A 17,119-nucleotide genomic window follows, 5' to 3' on the forward strand; every position below is an offset into this window, starting at 1 on the left:
GGCAATGAACGTTTTATGACAAAGTAAGAATATTTTTAAAAAAGGATGTTTTTTTGTTTCTGTAATAAATGCGTCAAAATCTGCCGCTACGCTTGCTGATCCTGCGCAATAAAATTTCATGCTTTGTGCGCTGGTTGTTGGCAACCGGGGCCAGTCCTGCTAAAACGTTCGTTTGATATCATTTTCCCCAATTTTGAATGGCAGAGAATCATGAGTGACAGCCAGACGCTGGTGGTAAAACTTGGCACCAGTGTGTTAACGGGCGGATCCCGCCGCCTGAACCGCGCCCACATCGTAGAACTGGTTCGCCAGTGCGCGCAGCTCCATGCCGCAGGGCATCGTATTGTTATCGTTACCTCTGGTGCGATTGCCGCCGGACGTGAGCATCTTGGTTACCCGGAGCTCCCGGCAACGATAGCTTCGAAACAGCTGTTGGCGGCGGTCGGGCAGAGCCGACTGATTCAACTGTGGGAACAGCTGTTCTCGATCTACGGTATTCATATCGGGCAGATGCTGCTGACGCGTGCAGATATGGAAGACAGAGAGCGCTTCCTCAATGCCCGCGATACGCTCCGGGCGCTGCTGGATAACAACATTGTTCCTGTCATTAATGAGAATGACGCCGTAGCGACCGCTGAGATTAAAGTCGGCGATAACGACAACCTCTCCGCGCTGGCGGCAATTCTGGCTGGAGCCGATAAGCTGCTGCTGTTGACCGATCAGCAGGGGCTGTTCACCGCCGATCCACGCACCAACCCACAGGCTGAGCTGATTAAAGACGTACACGGCATTGATGATGCGTTGCGCGCCATTGCCGGGGATAGCGTCTCAGGTCTGGGAACCGGCGGCATGGGCACAAAACTGCAGGCCGCCGATGTCGCGTGCCGCGCCGGGATTGACACCATTATTGCCGCAGGCAGCAAGCCGGGCGTGATTGGCGACGTGATGGAAGGCGTTTCCGTTGGGACGCGTTTTCATGCTCAGGCCTCTCCGCTGGAGAACCGTAAACGCTGGATCTTTGGCGCGCCGCCTGCCGGGGAGATTACCGTCGATGAGGGCGCGACCGCAGCAATTCTGGAACGCGGCAGCTCATTACTGCCAAAAGGCATTAAAAGCGTGACAGGTAACTTTTCTCGTGGTGAAGTGATCCGCATCTGCAATCTCGAAGGGCGCGATATTGCCCACGGCGTCACCCGCTATAACAGCGACGCGCTGCGCCGTATTGCCGGACATCACTCACAACAGATCGACACCATCCTGGGCTACGAATACGGTCCGGTTGCTGTCCATCGCGACGACATGATCACCCGTTAAGGAACAGGCATATGCTGGAACAAATGGGCATTGCTGCCAAAGCCGCGTCATACAAGCTGGCGCTGCTCTCCAGTCGCGAAAAAAATCGCGTACTGGAAACCATTGCTGATGAGCTGGAAGCGCAAACGGAAAGCATCCTCAGCGCGAACATACAAGATGTTGAGCAGGCGCGAGCCAACGGCCTGAGCGAAGCGATGCTCGACCGCCTGGCGCTGACGCCGGCACGTCTGAAAGCGATTGCTGACGATGTGCGCCAGGTCTGTAATCTTGCCGACCCGGTAGGGCAGGTGATTGACGGCGGCCTGCTGGATAGCGGTCTGCGTCTGGAGCGTCGTCGCGTCCCGCTGGGCGTGATTGGCGTGATTTATGAAGCGCGTCCAAACGTCACCGTTGACGTTGCCTCCCTGTGCCTGAAAACCGGCAATGCGGTGATTCTGCGCGGTGGGAAAGAGACCTACCGGACCAACGCGGCGACCGTGGCTGTTATCCAAAAGGCGCTGGAAGCCTGCGGTTTACCCGCGGCTGCCGTACAGTCAATTGATAACCCGGACCGCGCGTTGGTCGCTGAAATGCTGCGAATGGATAAGTACATCGATATGCTGATCCCTCGCGGTGGCGCGGGTCTGCATAAGTTGTGCCGTGAGCAGTCAACTATCCCGGTCATCACTGGCGGTATTGGCGTATGCCATATTTATGTTGATGATACCGCGGAGATCGCCCCGGCCCTGAAGATTATCGTTAATGCCAAAACCCAGCGTCCAAGCACCTGTAACACTGTAGAAACTCTGCTGGTGCATCAGGATATTGCTGAGCGTTTCCTGCCTGCGTTAAGCCAAAAGATGGCGGATAGCGGTGTTACGCTGCACGGTGATGAAATCGTGATGCAGGTTCTGCATGGCCCTGCCAAACTGGTGCCACTAAAACCGGAAGAGCTGGATAACGAGTTTCTGTCTCTGGATCTGAATGTTGTGGTGGTCGAAAATATGGATGGTGCTATCGCCCATATTCGCGAACATGGTACCCAGCACTCGGACGCCATACTGACGCGCACGCTCAGCAACGCCAACCGTTTCGTGAATGAAGTGGACTCTTCTGCCGTGTATGTAAACGCCTCTACTCGTTTTACCGATGGCGGCCAGTTCGGACTGGGTGCGGAAGTGGCGGTGAGCACGCAAAAACTGCACGCACGTGGCCCAATGGGACTGGAAGCACTGACCACATATAAGTGGATTGGCTTCGGTGACGACACGGTTCGTGCATAATTGAAACTGGGTGATGCAATAATAGCCATCTGATTTAAAAGGCCATTAAGGCATCACCCAGTTAATTCTAACCTTCATCCCGCTGCCGTATTTTTTATCCTGTGTTTTTAACATCATCCGCACCAGTCTGGTTCTGACCTATGCATTCTCTGGCGCCAGAAAGGCGGCGTATCACAGAATTTTCCCTGCCTGCATGAATTTTCCTGGTCTTCGTTTCACGTATTGTTCCTATGGCCCGATCTATTAGAATCAATCTCATTTTTATGAGGAGTTGTTGCGTGAAATCGGATATTCACAAACTTAGCATTCCTGTTGTGCCGCTTGGCAACCCGTTTCCTCCCCGTCATTGTTCGCTGTGCCCAAAGGGAGCGACGATTGATCGTAATAATCAATACAAATTAATAGACAAAAGAAGGCGGTTTAAAGCTGGGGAGATACTCGCCCGACAGGATGAAACCGCGGATATGCTTTTTGTTATCCATGAGGGGTACTGCAAGTCCAGCGTGGAATGTGGCGATAACGTTTTTATCAGCCGCTTTTATGTTCCGGGAGATATCATGGCGCTGGATGCTGTCGAAGGGGGGAAGTACCTGACAACGATTAAGGCGGCAACGGCTGCGGAGGTTTGCCACATTGATATTGCGCGGTTGTTCAAGGTAGCAGATAAGGAGCCTTCGGTTGCTGCCGCAGTCATCAAGTTTCTCTGCAGGGACAATGGATTCATTGTTGAAAAACTGCGGCGCTATGCGAATAAACATGCTGAGGCCAGGATCGCGGCTTTCCTGGTGGAATTTTACGAGATGCATTTGCGCATCGGCAGGCCAGAAACGACGCTTCGCTTGCCATTTTCTCGGGACGAAATTGCCAGTTATCTCGATCTTAAAATTGAAACCGTTAGCCGCTCATTAAAATCACTTGAACAGCAGAATCTGATTACCTTACATAGGGTACGTACCGTAACAATTAATAGTTATCTTGGTTTAAAACGTTTTATCTAATTTTCTATTTAACGATAATCATTATCTCTCCTGATAAGCCAGGAATATTCATTTTATATGGAAAATTCCTGGTTTTAATTTTGTCAAATAATTATCAATTAGAATGTAGTTTCTGTAGGTGAATGATTTTTTTATAAGAATATTCCCGCGGAAATGGATATATCATGAGAATTTTCTTGCGGCGTTAAAAATTTAGCATAATTGCAACAAATAATAAGCATTATAGAGAAACTATGGAGGTGTTAATTATCTTTATGTTTTGTAAGGGTTTTGCTCTCGTGATATTTGTATGATCTTTTTGATATTTATCAAAAACATAAAAAAGATGAATTGTTTGATTTGCCTTATTTATTTGGGTGATAGTTCTGATTCACGGTGTTATTTAAGTAAATTAAACTTAGGAAACTTCTTAGATTATCGTTTTAGTGGGAAAATTCTTAGTCTTTTTGTAATTTTTGCGTTTCAGGGTTTGTTGAGATGTTACTTAATTCAAATGATAATTTTTGGGCGCGGCAATTCTGGCTCGCAATTAATGGAACCGCTGGAGTGACTTAATAATAAGACTCGGTGGTGAGTATGTTCTTAGGAGAAGATAAAAATGAAAAAATTATTATTAGTGACCTCTCTGGCGTCTGTATTTGTTGCGGCAAATGCAATGGCAGATGTCACTGCTTCTGCAACGGCCTCGTGGGACGCGACGGCAACAAAAGATACCACCAGCATGTTGGTCGTCACTCCGTTGAACTCTTTGACTTTCCAGTATGCGGAAGGTCTTAATGGCTTCAACTCCCAGGATGGCGCGTTTGATGTGACTATTCAGGGCCAGGAAACGGCAACTGATTTTGAACTGACCGCTCAGATTATTAGCAATACTCTGACCAACGCCAGTGGCGATGCGTCTACCCTGAACGTAGGGGTGGCATGGAATGGCACCGCGTTGACTAATTCATCAGATACTGTCCTGGTAAATTCCAGCTCGACTTCTGGTCTTGAAAGCCTGATGGCTGATGGCGCTTACAACGGTGCTGATCGCGTCAGCGATCAATCTAACTTCAAATTCACCATTGCGTCTGCGACTTCTGATGGTAGCACGCCGGTAACGGATTACTCTGCACTGCCAGACGGCTATTGGACTGGTGATGTAAAAGTACAGTTCAATGCAACCTGGACGACTCCGTCCGCCTAATAAATAAAGGTTCGGGAGGAGAAATTCTCCCGAATTTATCAGGAATGGTGTCATGAATAAATATTTACCGGCAGCAATGTTGGTAGGGTTGGTAATCTCTTTTTCCAGCTGGGCAATTAACGTCGGTGATATCACGTCGATAATGACTTCTACTGAGAGTTCATTATCGAAAGAAATCACTAATACGACAGATTCGGCTCGTTATGTCAGCGTATCGGTAAAACAACTGTCATCACCTTTAGCGGGCGGAGTCGAAATAAAACCCGTTAATTCCGGGGAATTACTCTCTACGCCTGCCAATCTAATTCTGCCTGGTCAGGCAAAGGATGTTTTTCGCTTCTTTTATAAAGGGCCAGTTGATGATGTCGAGCGTTATTATCGTCTGCAATGGATAGATGAGCCGGTCACCGAGAGCGCGGAAACCCGGGCCAATAAATTGGCTGTTGCGACAGCGTCAGCAGAAATTGGCACGATTTTGGTCGTTGCGCCGCGAAAAGAGCGTTTTGAATATAGCCGTAATGGTGATGTTATTAGCAATACTGGCAATGTTTCATTTCGAGTAATCGCCTATGGAGCTTGCAAAGATAATGCTCGCGATCAGGGACGGGGCTGTCGTGAACGTTATTACATTATGCCAGGTACAAAAATAAAACTGCAGTTCACCGACATTAGTAATAGCCGCTCACGCATCGGTATCTGGCACGGTAAGCAGTTTATTACAGTGAAGTGATGGTCAATAGCAGCCATCTGTACGGGATAAATAAAAATACCGGATTGTAAGGATGCATATGACAACAACATATATTGTTGGCGGTAGCATTTGTCTTTTTCTTGCGCTGATACCAGGAACTTCACATGCAGCCCCAGTAAAAGTGGGTAATTACGTTATTCCCAGTGCTTTCGCCCGTTCACTGGAGCAGGGAATGACGGTGCCGGTATATATACGTTACAACGAGACTGATGAGAAAAGTCAGCAAAAAATTGCCGATGCGGTGATTTCGCTTGTTGATGGCAATATTACAGTTAAAGCACTGACTCTTGCTGAATTGCCCAATAATGCTGTGTTATCCGAGAAAACCCGTGCGTTAGTGGAAAAAATCCGTGATGTAAAGTTTCACGATAATACGAATATTGAACTGTCAGATGATGCTCGACTGCAACTTAATGTCTCATCATTTCACCTGGAGATGATTGTCAGCAAAGATGCGTTAACTGAAGCGATTGTCGCGCGCAGTAGCTTGCTTGGACCTTCCAGCGTTGAAACTCTGTCTAACGTCCTGAACTACAACTTTGGTACCTACTACAACGATTACCGAAATGGCAGCAGTACCCGCAGCTATCTGACGATGGACAATACAACATCGCTGCGGGAGCACCACATTAATGTTAACGGTTCGTTTTACGGCATCGGTGACAGCAATGGTACCAGTAAACTTTATCGTGCGATGTATGAGCGCGATTATGAAGGGTATCGACTGGCGCTGGGGATGCTTGATACATGGAATGTCCAGTCTATTGCCAGCCTGAATGCGCTGAATGGTGGGAAAATTTACGGTGTGAGCTACGGTAACAAAGGAAGTACGGTTGTTGAGAATACCGCGCTTTCACTCACGCCGATTACCGTATTTTTGCCAGCCGCTGGTGAGGTTCATGTCTTCCGCGATGGACGTTTACTCAGCGTGCAGAACTTTAATATGGGCAGCTATGAAATTGATACCAGTCGCTTTCCGTATGGTGTTTACGACGTCACGGTAGATATCGTGGTCAATGGGCGGACAATTAATAGTCGTGTCAGCCGGGTTAATAAGATCTTTGCTCGCCAACAAGCTGCTGGAGTTGATCAGCTCTCATGGCAGTTTTTTGGTGGTTCGCTGGATTATGATCGGGTGAGCTATAAGCGTAACCACTATCAGGATTTGGGTAATGAGCAGACCTGGATTGCCGGGGGGGCCGCATCGGTGACGCTGGCGATATTGTCGGGGCTGGGCCTGAAATCAACGATCTACGGTTTTGACAACAATGCGGTTAATGAAACGGATGTCACGCTGAATGTGAATGAATACGTCAGTATTGGCAATCAGATGTTGGTAGCGAACGATTCATCATGGCGAAACATCAGTAACATCAATCTCAATGTCCCTGAAGGATATGGTTCCCTTTGGGCATCTCGTGAAGACAGTAAAATTGGCGATCGCTTGCCCATGCAGGAACGTGATAACTATTCCATTGGCGGAACTCTTAACCTTGGAAAGTTTATTCCTCATGGCGGCTCGCTCACCGTGAGCCAGACGGAGAATCGTTACTCAGGCAATAAATACCGTAATCTGGATTACAACACGACCCTTTATTCAGGCAGGTATGCCACGGTTGGGTTGCGTGCAGGTATTCAGCGTTATTACTACAACAACCGAAATGACGATGGGCGACAGGAACGTTATGTCAGCCTGGACTTATCGTTGCCGTTGGCGACCTGGTTGAGCATGGGCGTCTCCCGAGATCGCTATGGTAGTACCCAGGGTAATCTCAGTGCACGAAAACAGTATGCTGAAGGGCCGATTAAATCGGTCGGATTATCGGCATCAACGCGTCTGAGCGGCGAACAGTATTATGACAATAATTATTCGGTAAACGGCAATTTGAGTTATGACACGAAATATAACGCCGGCACCGTATCGGTAACGCGTTCTGCTGACAACTCCACCAATATGAACTTCTCTTCCCAAGGTTCTCTGGCGTGGGCTGGTAAAGACTTCGGTCTGAGTAAAGAGAGGCAGCGTTCTGGCGTTATCGTAAAAACAAATTTGACCGGCGAGGGGAAACTGGCTGCGAAGATTAATAACCGCAATTATCTTCTCAGCGGTAAATCAAATTTCATTGCACTGCCTCCCTATGCTCAGTACAAGCTGGAAATCCTCAATGATAAAAATTATGAGGACAGCTTCGATATTGTTTCAGGACGCAAACAGGAGTTGACGCTATATCCGGGTAACGTGGGTGTTATCAACCCTGAAGTGAAAAGCATGGTCACCGTATTCGGTCGCATTCGTTATCCCGATGGACAATTGGCTGCAAATACCGATATCCATAACCACATCGGTAAAACGCGTACGGATGAAAAGGGTGAGTTTGCTATCGATATCGATAAAAAGTATCCGGTTATTACGTTAATTTCTGCCAACGGCAGGGTATGTGAAGCCGATCTGGATCTGGAAAAAGCACGCGGCGCTGCGTGGGTTGGCGATGTGAAATGTGTAACGCAAACCACGATGGCACAGAGGTAATAAAATGAAAGTATTGATTAAATTAGCTACTGTAATCTGTGCCGTAGGGAGTTTTTCACCTGTGCCTGCGTTGGCGTTGAATGCAATCTCTTCGGGATCAGTCAGTAATAACTATTTGTTTATCGAAAATGCCATTGATAGTGAATACTTTATTACCCCATCGGCACTTGATCCGCGTTTCAGCGGGTCAAATACGTGGATAAAATACGGTACCTCTCAGGTCAGTCTCGGGTATTTAGGTTTTGTCGGCTGGACTGCGCCTGGATATTATTATCAGGACATGTGGATTGATAACTCCCCGATTAACGGGCCTTTCCGGGGAATCCGTTGTTATAGTGGCACTCAATGCCCATCAACCGGGTTTATTGCCGGATTGGGCACTGACAAAAACGGTTTTTATCATGCGCAGGTCGGCTCTGTCGCAGGCGTTATTGGTGGCGCCTACGGATTCGCTTCCCTGACCGATACTGCTTATGAGTACTTCCGCAATGTGCCAACCGGTAGCAGCGAAACCTATGTGTTCAACCGCTGTTATACTTCTGTAAATTATGATTATTCTTCCGGGCAACGGTGCAAAGACCAATCGACAGGATCATGGAATTACGTCAATTACACGTTAACTAAACGCGGTCATCTGTCACTTGTCTCGACTAACGCATTTCAGGAGCTTTGGGTTGCCAGCGATGGTACGCCGAGCATCACCAAAGACTCTGGTTATTGTGAACTTGGCGTGGTGGGCGGTACTGACGGTGTGATTTGCAAAATGGTGAGCTATAACTTGCAACAAACGGCCAATCTGACCGCCTCCTTGACGTTTCGCGCTTTTGTCGACACGGCGATGCTTGGTTTTACGCCCGGAGCGGCCACCGTGAAATACTCCGGGAATGGTGCAAACTGGTATAACTATGGTACTTCAACTGCTTATTACAACGTTTTTACGACATCTGGAGAATACATTTATATTTTTCTGTCAAAAGCATTTTTGAAGAAGCTTGTTGATTCAGGGATCAGCATTACCAACAGTCAGCCGTTTACCTTCGGTTTTTATAATGGCTTAACACCAGAGTCAGGACACTACCAGTTTACCCCTTCGCTACAGCTCAATATTGTGCCAAAGGAATATGGGATCAGTATTATCTCATCGGATAACAGCACCTCGGCAAGCGGCAGCGGCACAATTGGCGAGACTGCTCCGATTGAGATGGATTACACCGTGACGGTTTCGGGGCCTCGTCAGGCTGATAGCATTACCGCACAAGTTATTGGGGAAAGTACGACGATAAACAATGTGCCTTATTGCCTGTTCACCTCTACGCAAGGTGGGTTAGCTGTCCCAATTCCCGCCTTTCTTCAGTACAACAGTCAGTCGGGTGGCGTGGTACAGAAACGAAATAGCTGTAGTGAAGCGGCGATCAGCATGAGAGATGCGCAATGGCAACAGACGCCCTGGGACGCAAATAATACAGATGATGGAAGCTACTTTGCGACTGATTTAAAATTGCTTTTCCCAATGAATGATTCGCGTTCGATGTTGACCGTTTCCGGTGCGGATTGGGAAGGTGTTGTCAGTGCCAGCGGAGAGATAAAAGTGACGGCGAATTGGGTGGGCGTGACGCCATGAGCCACTGTCGTTTGGCGCTAAGATGGATATTGGTCTTGCTTTCCGGGCTAACGGTATTCTCCGCTCAGGCCGTCTACCTGGAGTCGACTATTTATGAGATGCCATCGGATAAATCATTTATCAGTAAACGAATCTATAACGATAGCCAGAAACAGAACGTGTACAGTATTAGCGCAGTTAAAATAGATAAACCGGGACCGGGAGGTGAAAACAGAAGTGCTATTGCCGAAGGCGAACTTTTGTTTACTCCGCTCAGTTTTTCACTGGCACCGCAGGCAAGTGAGTTTTTTAAGATTTTCTATCGTGGCCCGCAGGATGATAAAGAACGCTATTACCGAATACTGTTTCGTGAAATGCCGATAACGCTGTTTACCGAACGTAATCTAGGGAAAGGCGGACAGGCTCTCCCGGTGATCGCTATGGATACCATATTGGTCGTTCGTCCGAGGAAAATGAACCTGGCCTACACCATTGATGAGATAAACGGGACGTTGAAAAACACAGGGAATACTTTTTTCAAAATTATCGTACACCAGGGGTGTCACTCAACTGATGATGAAGCCACCATGCGTTATGTGTTACCGGGGGAAACCTGGCATAGTAGTGAGTTGAAAACAAAAAACCGGAAATTTATCGTAGCGTTACAGAAATATTTACCCGTGGGTCAGGGTTGCTCAAAAATTAATCATTAGAGGTGTTGGGTCTGAGCCAATATGCCCAGATTATATATTGGACCTATACTGTCACTAGCTTTATAAAACGTAGCATTAAGTTTAGAGTCGATGAAACAATATGTCGTGCATATTGCCGGAAATGTTTATGAATAGAAGATCTACGACATCCTCTCTTAGTTTGTCGGTCAGCATAAACTACGGTAATATGTTATTCTGTTGGTCACTGTAGTTATATGTTTTGTAAATTTTGTATTTATAGCTTTTTGTTTTGTAATGAAGTGAAAGTGAGTAAAGGGATTTGTACTGATTAAGAAATGGAGTTTTTTCTTTTTCAATTTTTAAATGGAACTTACGGTGTGATGAGAATACTCATATGGATAACTGTGATTATAAATTCTGAATTTACGTGATATGGCTTATGGATAAAGTTTTATCACGAATCGCCTTATGATTATTGGAGGTCGAAGGTGTTGTATATTCTCTCGTGAATAGAGCGAGGGACCTGCTATGCCATAAATTCAAGTTGGTGATAACTATGAATACGAAAAAAATTTTTCTGCTCAGTTATGATACTTTCCTTTTTTCAGGAATAAAAGCATGGTTACCAAATCTGGTATTGATCGATGCACGGACATTTATTTCTGGCACGCAGTCAGTTATGTCACAATATCCGTCCTGCTTGCTGGTGATCGATAACCGGTTGCCATTATTATTGGTCAAAAAATGGCTTCAGAGAAACAGTACACAGTTCATCAACATACACTGTATTGTTCTGCGGATGTGCGAAACCCTGCCAGTTAATCGGGGATATGAAGAATATTCCTTTATCAATGGGGGGGAATTGTCGGAGCAGTTGATCGCTCAATTAAAAGAGAGTTTATTGGCACCTAACAAAGTTGTGGAAGTCAATAAAGATTCACCGATATTTACTTTTAACTTGACTGAATTTGAAGAAGAAATGCTGTATTCATCATTCACAAAAGAAAAACTGCATGATTTCTGTATTGCTAATTCGCTAACAATTAAGTCAGTGTATCGATATCGGGATAAAATTACTGCTCGCCTCGGCTTTTCCAATTTTAATGAAACTGTTATCTTTTTAACCCGAAATAATTTATTAAATGAAGGTTCTATAATCAATAATAATGTGAATGGGGATGCAGTTTACACTGACGCATATGATGTTTCGGATACTAGTAGACTGAGTATGGCAATAAGGAATGAGGAGATCATTCCTTATTTTCAGCCCATCGTGAATATCAGGGGCGACGTTTGTGGAGTTGAGGTATTGGCTCGTTGGCCACAGGGACATAACTATGCTATTTCTCAGCGAGAGTTTATTCCATTGGCTGAAAAAAGTGGTTTAATCAATGAGTTAACTAGCTATTTAATGACCGCTGTTGCGCGCAATCTGGTCTCTGGAGGCGCGAGTATTAATAAAACTCTGTTCGTTTCTTTTAATGTCAGTCCGTCAGGTTTAAATAATCCTGTATTCTATTGGGAATGTCTTAATTTTATGGAGATAACGCAAGGTCTTCCGATAAAATTGATGATAGAGATAACAGAGAACCAGACGTTCACGATTACTCCTGCAATCAAAGAACTTATTCGCTCGTTGCGAAATAAAGGTGTATTGTTTGCTTTGGATGATTTTGGTACTGGATACGCTAATCTCTGCTATCTCAATGAGTTAGACCTGGATGTAATCAAAATTGATAAAAGCTTCATTAAGGAAATTAAAGAGGTTGATCAATATATCCCTATGCTCGAGTCAATTACTCACCTTTCAGGACTTCTGGGGTTACGTACGGTGGCAGAGGGTGTTGAAAATGACTATCAGCAACAATGGCTGGGAAAAAATAATGTTGACTATCTGCAGGGGTATCAGTTTCTACCGCCAGTGACATTTAATGATTTTATCCGGTATTACCAGCAGTCAGTAGATTTGTTTGAATCAGCGTCGGATTCACCTTTATCTACGTAATTCCTTTTTGACACGGTTATTACATATGAAGGGTAAAACCTTTAAACGAGTATGTGCTCTGAGCTGACATGGCCTGCAGCATGATTTTTTCCTGAACACCAGGGGCAGACGCCTCTGGTATGGGCGTCTTTGCATCGCTGCCTGTCTGTCTGATTAAGTAAAAAGTCCTATAGTGAGGTGTGCACCGTTTGTTTATGTATCATAAACGGGGTATTTATAGTGATATCAGCGTTAATCAAACAGGTACTGAGGTTTGCCCGTAGCCATGCGTCCTTTCCTGACAAAATTAAGAGTCTGGCTTCCACCACCTCTCATCCTGTTATTATTCCTCATCGCGGATGCGTTGACGGCGATACCGCGTTTCACATTTGGCGCGGTGACTATCGTGATAAGTGCATTGTTGGCTAGCGTCAGTCTGGCGATGATACTGCATACCGCGTGGCAGATGCGGAAGAAACGTACGACGCTAAACCCACTGCATGCAGAGAAATCGACCACGCTTGTTACTGGCGGATGTTACGCCTTGAGCCGCAATCCAATCTATCTTGGAATGAGTGGACTTCAGTTAGCTTTTGCTCTTTACGTCGGTAGCTTGATTGGAATATTGGCTGCACCGCTGTTTATGCTGGTGGTTGCCAGATTACATATTGATTTTGAAGAGGAACAACTACGAAAACATTTCGGGCCGGAATGGATACGCTATGAGCAGCGTGTTCGCCGCTGGTTATAGAATTCCCTTGCCGCGTACCAGGAAGCCTGTGACGACACGATTTGTGCGTAATTGAATGCGGATGATGCAAAAATAGGCGTTTGATTCGCAAGGCCATTGACGCACAGTCCGGTTAGTTTTAACCTTCTACCCCGTGTTCACATTCATGGGCACGTCCTTATCAGGGCCGATATAGCTCAGTTGGTAGAGCAGCGCATTCGTAATGCGAAGGTCGTAGGTTCGACTCCTATTATCGGCACCAACACAACAAATCCCATTAAAAACAATTACTTGCAGAGAATGCTGCTCTCAAGCTACGATCTTTTTTTAAGGGATTCAATGACCAACAGTTGCCGCTATGGTTAACAGTGGCTATTCAGGGATGTTAGCACGTAGCGGCCTGTAGTTGTAAAGCTCGAACAGGTACAAAGCGTGAACAGTCCCTATGAACCGCTATCAACTCGAAGCTAATGACGCTGCCAACGTCTCTAATCAATCCCAACACTTTTAACCGTTCCACACTTAGCGCGGTGTCCCGTTACAGCCTGTCGTGATGACACGCCACGGATAAATGAGCGAATGTTGGGAAGCCTAACCAGTCCGGGAAAGGGGCTGGCTCTGCCGTGGTGTTCACCGAGCCATAAATGATCGGTACTCGATAAGAGAGCGGTTAACTGACAAACTGATGATACGCCTTCGGCGCTTAATGTTGGTATGCCCAACACGGCGCTAAATGGTTGCTATTGATCAAATTTAGAAACTTTCAAATTACCAATGATTCAACGACAAATGTATAATCCTTTGGAAATTAATGAGTTCACTGGTGATTGAAATGTCTGATGATGGATCTAAAAGTAGCAACGTCGCTGATATTGCTAACGCTGTGGCAGCAGTAGCTAAAGAAGTGCCAGTTTATCAAGATGCCCTTCAGCCAGCAGCTCAGGAGGTTGGAAAAGCGCTTGGGACTGTTGCTAAACTCGTAAATGTTGCCTTAGCCCCGGTCAGTGCTTTGGTTTGGGGATACGATCAAATTCGTGAGTTTACTGCGACTAAGGTAGCTGAAAAACTCAAGGGTGTTCCCCCTGAAAAAATTGTCACACCTTCCCCAAATGTTGCGGGACCTGCGATTGAGGCATTGCGATATACAGGACATGAGGAATCATTGAGTGAAATGTATGCTTCGTTGCTAGCCACTGCAATGAATAAGGATACAATAGAAAAAGCTCACCCTGCATTTGTCGATATCATCAAACAATTGACTCCCGATGAAGCAAAAATTGTTCGTGGGTTTGCTGCTAGGGGGACACCAAATCCAATTCTTTCTATTTTAGCCAGCCAGCCAGGCACTCCAATGGCTAATGGGCATACAACTATATTTAGGCATTTTTCCCAAATTGGAGAAAGGGCTGGTTGTGAACATTTGCAGCTTGTACCGGCTTATTTAGATAATTTAATCAGAATGGGATTATTTGAGATACCGAGTGGCTGGTCATTTACAGATAAAGAATTGTACTCACCTCTTATCGAACACCCCCAAATTATTGCTTTACGTGATGCGTGCAAGAGAGCGGGGCGAGAGACAGAATGTAGAGAATTGGCGTTACATGTTACCGATTTTGGGCATCAATTTGCATTAGCGTGTTGTCCTCCAATAGTTGTCAGTATGCAGGCTGCCACATCTTGAAAAATAATAATTAATGTCCAGACGACACACTCTCGTTTAAAACTATGGGGCCTTATTGATAGGCCTCTTTACTTTTCGTTATCAAACGTCCTCACACTGGGGCAATGCTTGCTGCTCGTTCTGTAAACAAAATCGTAGATGGAATTGGAATAGCGGCACAGCATCCCGGTGGTGGTCTCAGTCTGTTCAGTCAATTGCATGGTGATTTTTCCTGCATGAGCCGCCAGCGGCAGCAGAGTCAGCACACTAAGTAAGGTTCTCTTCATCATTATCTCTTGTTGGCTGAAGTCGCATTTTTCCACGCAGCCGGGATTTGCTCCCATCGCTGACGATACTTTGCTTTAACAAGTGGAGAGGGATGATCTGATTGTGCAACATCAAAACCACGAGCCTTTAAACCTTTTTTTGCTTTCTGGGCCTGTTTGCCTACTAATACTATGGTTTTTAGATTGGGTAACAATGGAAGTAGTCCATCCAACAGTTCGATGCCGTCGAGGACATGGAAGCCCTTAAATGCTCTCTTGTTATCCCATGCAGGAATAGTATTCCATAACAGCGTTCGCTTTCTATCCAGACCTATACTCTGCATAAAGCAGAAGATTGCTTTGGCTGTGTCATCGTTATTATCACGTGAGATAAAACCGGAACCACCATTTCTATAGTCAGTTTTAGGGCCTGGTTTCTCTAAGAGAAAAATGAATTCGGCGTTGATACCTCCATCCAGAGGATCGAAGTCAGGGACGAATACACCATTACCCAGCCTTTCACGTAGGCTTTCAGCATACGCGGTCAGCGGCAGCATATGAGGAGCCGTCAGTAAGCTTTTCCTGGCGAGTACATTTGGCGCATATCCTAGCGATTTAGGTTCTGTCGGAAAAATTAATTCATTAAGCACAAGCGCCCCCGCAGGTATCCGTCTCTAGTCGTTCCAGTTTATATCCTCCTGCTTAAAATATCGCTGTCGCTCTATTTGATCTGCTAGACCGACAATCTCACCCGTCAATAATTCCTTGTCTTCTTGCTGAAATATCAGACATCCCTGCCGCATTTGTTCAGATCGATAATTTGTTAAAAAATGGGCCTATTTAACATAATGTACGTTATATACACCAGGTGATCATGTAAATAGACCCGTTTTAGTTCCAGGCATTTTTTGAGATCCCGGCCAAATGATTGTGTTGCCGATATTCCTCCGGCGTCATATTGTTCAGTGATTCATGCGGGCGTTCACAGTTATATTCTGACACCCATCTTTCCGCGATTTCCCGCACTTCATTCAGCGTTCTGAACAGATAAAAATCGAGTATTTCTGTACGGTATGTTCGGTTAAAGCGCTCAATAAAAGCGTTCTGCGTCGGCTTACCCGGCTGAATAAATTCCAGTTTTACTGCATGTTGCTCTGCCCATTCAGCCAGTGCAAGTGAGATAAATTCCGGACCATTATCCATGAGTAGCATGACCGGATAGCCGCGATTTGCTGCGATCCTGTCGAGTACACGGACCACGCGCAAAGCTGGCAGATTCAGATCGATTTCAATCGACAATGCCTCACGGTTAAAGTCATCAACGACATTGAACGTGCGAAAACGACGGCCACAGACCAGAGCATCATGCATAAAATCGACAGACCAGCTCTGGTTCAGCGCTTCCGGTGTAGCCAGTGGCGAGGGATTACGCACCGGCAACCGTTGTTTGCCTTTACGGCAAAAATTCAGCTTCAGCAGACAATAAATACGATGGATCCTTTTGTGATTCCACGGGTATCCCTGCCGCCGCAGAACCTGGAAAAGTTTTGGAATACCGTACCGTGGGTATCGCTCTGCCACTGCCTGCAACGCGACAATAACGGGTTCGTCACGCGTGGTATCCGGACGGTAATGGTAAACCGTTCTGCTCAGGTTCAGACTCCGGCAGGCCTGACGGATACTGAGTCCAAATGTCGTTATCAGATGAGTGACCAGCTCACGCTTAAAGGCTGGTTTTAAAGCTTTTTTTCGATAACGTCTTTCAGCGCCCGGTTCTCAAGGCTCAGGTCGGCAAACATCTGTTTGAGACGTCGATTCTCGTCCTCAAGATCCTTGATCTTTTTAATATCAGAAGCCTCCATGCCGCCGTATCTGGACTTCCAGTTGTAGTAGGTGGCTTCAGAGATACCGGCCTCCCGGCAGACATCTTTAACGGTTCGTCCGGCTTCAACCGATTTAATTACAGCAATGATCTGATGCTCAGTAAAACGGGCTTTACGCATAGCGATCTCCTTTGTTGGCAGAGTGATTATGCCGGAGGGTCTCTAAATGTGAATGGCACGATTATGCGGGATACTTACACCCCCTTTGCAACCATCCTCGAGCCTCTTTCAGATCGCTGTTCCAGTTTACCCGGAAGCTGGCGTTCAGATTGAGTTGT

At 46.1% G+C, this 17,119-nt stretch carries 14 protein-coding genes and 1 tRNA gene; 12 read left to right on the forward strand and 3 right to left on the reverse strand.

The features are described from left to right. Nucleotides 1-210: 210 nt before the first annotated feature. From proB to OGY71_RS08475, 12 genes are all read left to right on the forward strand, one after another. Nucleotides 211-1,314 (forward strand): glutamate 5-kinase, encoded by a 1,104-nt coding sequence (gene proB, locus OGY71_RS08420; RefSeq protein WP_003031373.1) that lies wholly within the window; start codon nucleotides 211-213, stop codon nucleotides 1,312-1,314. An 11-nt stretch (nucleotides 1,315-1,325) separates the two neighbouring features. Continuing rightward, nucleotides 1,326-2,576, forward strand: a complete 1,251-nt coding sequence (gene proA, locus OGY71_RS08425) for a glutamate-5-semialdehyde dehydrogenase (protein ID WP_003830833.1) — start codon at nucleotides 1,326-1,328, stop codon at nucleotides 2,574-2,576. Between the two features lie 278 nt (nucleotides 2,577-2,854). Continuing rightward, a complete protein-coding gene (locus tag OGY71_RS08430) occupies nucleotides 2,855-3,574 on the forward strand; it encodes a Crp/Fnr family transcriptional regulator (protein ID WP_003830834.1) in 720 nt (239 codons plus the stop codon). 598 nt (nucleotides 3,575-4,172) lie between these two features. Further along, nucleotides 4,173-4,760, forward strand: a complete 588-nt coding sequence (gene ecpA, locus OGY71_RS08435; RefSeq protein WP_003830835.1) for a common pilus major fimbrillin subunit EcpA — start codon at nucleotides 4,173-4,175, stop codon at nucleotides 4,758-4,760. Nucleotides 4,761-4,812: 52 nt separating this feature from the next. Continuing rightward, complete coding sequence (locus OGY71_RS08440; RefSeq protein WP_003830836.1) at nucleotides 4,813-5,490, forward strand: EcpB family pilus assembly chaperone; 678 nt, start codon at nucleotides 4,813-4,815, stop codon at nucleotides 5,488-5,490. 58 nt (nucleotides 5,491-5,548) lie between these two features. Continuing rightward, nucleotides 5,549-8,041, forward strand: a complete 2,493-nt coding sequence (locus tag OGY71_RS08445) for a CS1-pili formation C-terminal domain-containing protein (RefSeq protein WP_286613105.1) — start codon at nucleotides 5,549-5,551, stop codon at nucleotides 8,039-8,041. 4 nt (nucleotides 8,042-8,045) lie between these two features. Next, the gene (locus OGY71_RS08450) at nucleotides 8,046-9,662 is read left to right on the forward strand and encodes a fimbrial adhesin EcpD family protein (RefSeq protein WP_063941998.1); all 1,617 of its coding nucleotides are present in this window, start codon (nucleotides 8,046-8,048) and stop codon (nucleotides 9,660-9,662) included. Further along, nucleotides 9,659-10,354: a fimbrial biogenesis chaperone gene (locus OGY71_RS08455; RefSeq protein WP_126319144.1), complete on the forward strand. Its 696-nt coding sequence runs from the start codon at nucleotides 9,659-9,661 to the stop codon at nucleotides 10,352-10,354. The genes OGY71_RS08450 and OGY71_RS08455 overlap by 4 nt, the downstream gene beginning before the upstream one ends. 517 nt (nucleotides 10,355-10,871) lie before the next feature. Beyond that, on the forward strand, nucleotides 10,872-12,320 hold the full coding sequence (locus OGY71_RS08460) for an EAL domain-containing protein (RefSeq protein ID WP_003830840.1): 1,449 nt from the start codon (nucleotides 10,872-10,874) through the stop codon (nucleotides 12,318-12,320). 265 nt (nucleotides 12,321-12,585) lie between these two features. Next, on the forward strand, nucleotides 12,586-13,050 hold the full coding sequence (locus OGY71_RS08465; RefSeq protein WP_003830841.1) for a methyltransferase family protein: 465 nt from the start codon (nucleotides 12,586-12,588) through the stop codon (nucleotides 13,048-13,050). Nucleotides 13,051-13,215: 165 nt separating this feature from the next. Beyond that, nucleotides 13,216-13,291 (forward strand) — tRNA-Thr (locus OGY71_RS08470). Between the two features lie 549 nt (nucleotides 13,292-13,840). Beyond that, nucleotides 13,841-14,713 (forward strand): DUF4393 domain-containing protein, encoded by an 873-nt coding sequence (locus tag OGY71_RS08475; protein WP_286613107.1) that lies wholly within the window; start codon nucleotides 13,841-13,843, stop codon nucleotides 14,711-14,713. Between the two features lie 68 nt (nucleotides 14,714-14,781). On the opposite strand, the gene OGY71_RS08480 is transcribed toward OGY71_RS08475, so the two are convergent. The 3 genes from OGY71_RS08480 to OGY71_RS08490 all read right to left on the reverse strand — a co-directional run bounded on the left by OGY71_RS08480 (nucleotide 14,782) and on the right by OGY71_RS08490 (nucleotide 16,961). Further along, the gene (locus OGY71_RS08480) at nucleotides 14,782-14,982 is read right to left on the reverse strand and encodes a hypothetical protein (RefSeq protein WP_339328822.1); all 201 of its coding nucleotides are present in this window, start codon (nucleotides 14,980-14,982) and stop codon (nucleotides 14,782-14,784) included. Next, complete coding sequence (locus OGY71_RS08485) at nucleotides 14,982-15,608, reverse strand: uracil-DNA glycosylase (RefSeq protein WP_155762268.1); 627 nt, start codon at nucleotides 15,606-15,608, stop codon at nucleotides 14,982-14,984. Before OGY71_RS08485 ends, OGY71_RS08480 begins: the two co-directional genes overlap by 1 nt. Before the next feature lie 241 nt (nucleotides 15,609-15,849). After that, a protein-coding gene (locus OGY71_RS08490; RefSeq protein WP_286613109.1) for an IS3 family transposase occupies nucleotides 15,850-16,961 on the reverse strand; the annotation gives its coding sequence in 2 pieces (ribosomal slippage) (nucleotides 15,850-16,700 and nucleotides 16,700-16,961; 1,113 coding nt in all). Nucleotides 16,962-17,119 lie beyond the last annotated feature (158 nt).

The sequence above is a fragment of the Citrobacter sp. Cpo109 genome (genome assembly GCF_030332565.1).
In the GTDB taxonomy this organism is placed as follows: Bacteria; Pseudomonadota; Gammaproteobacteria; order Enterobacterales; family Enterobacteriaceae; genus Citrobacter; species Citrobacter portucalensis.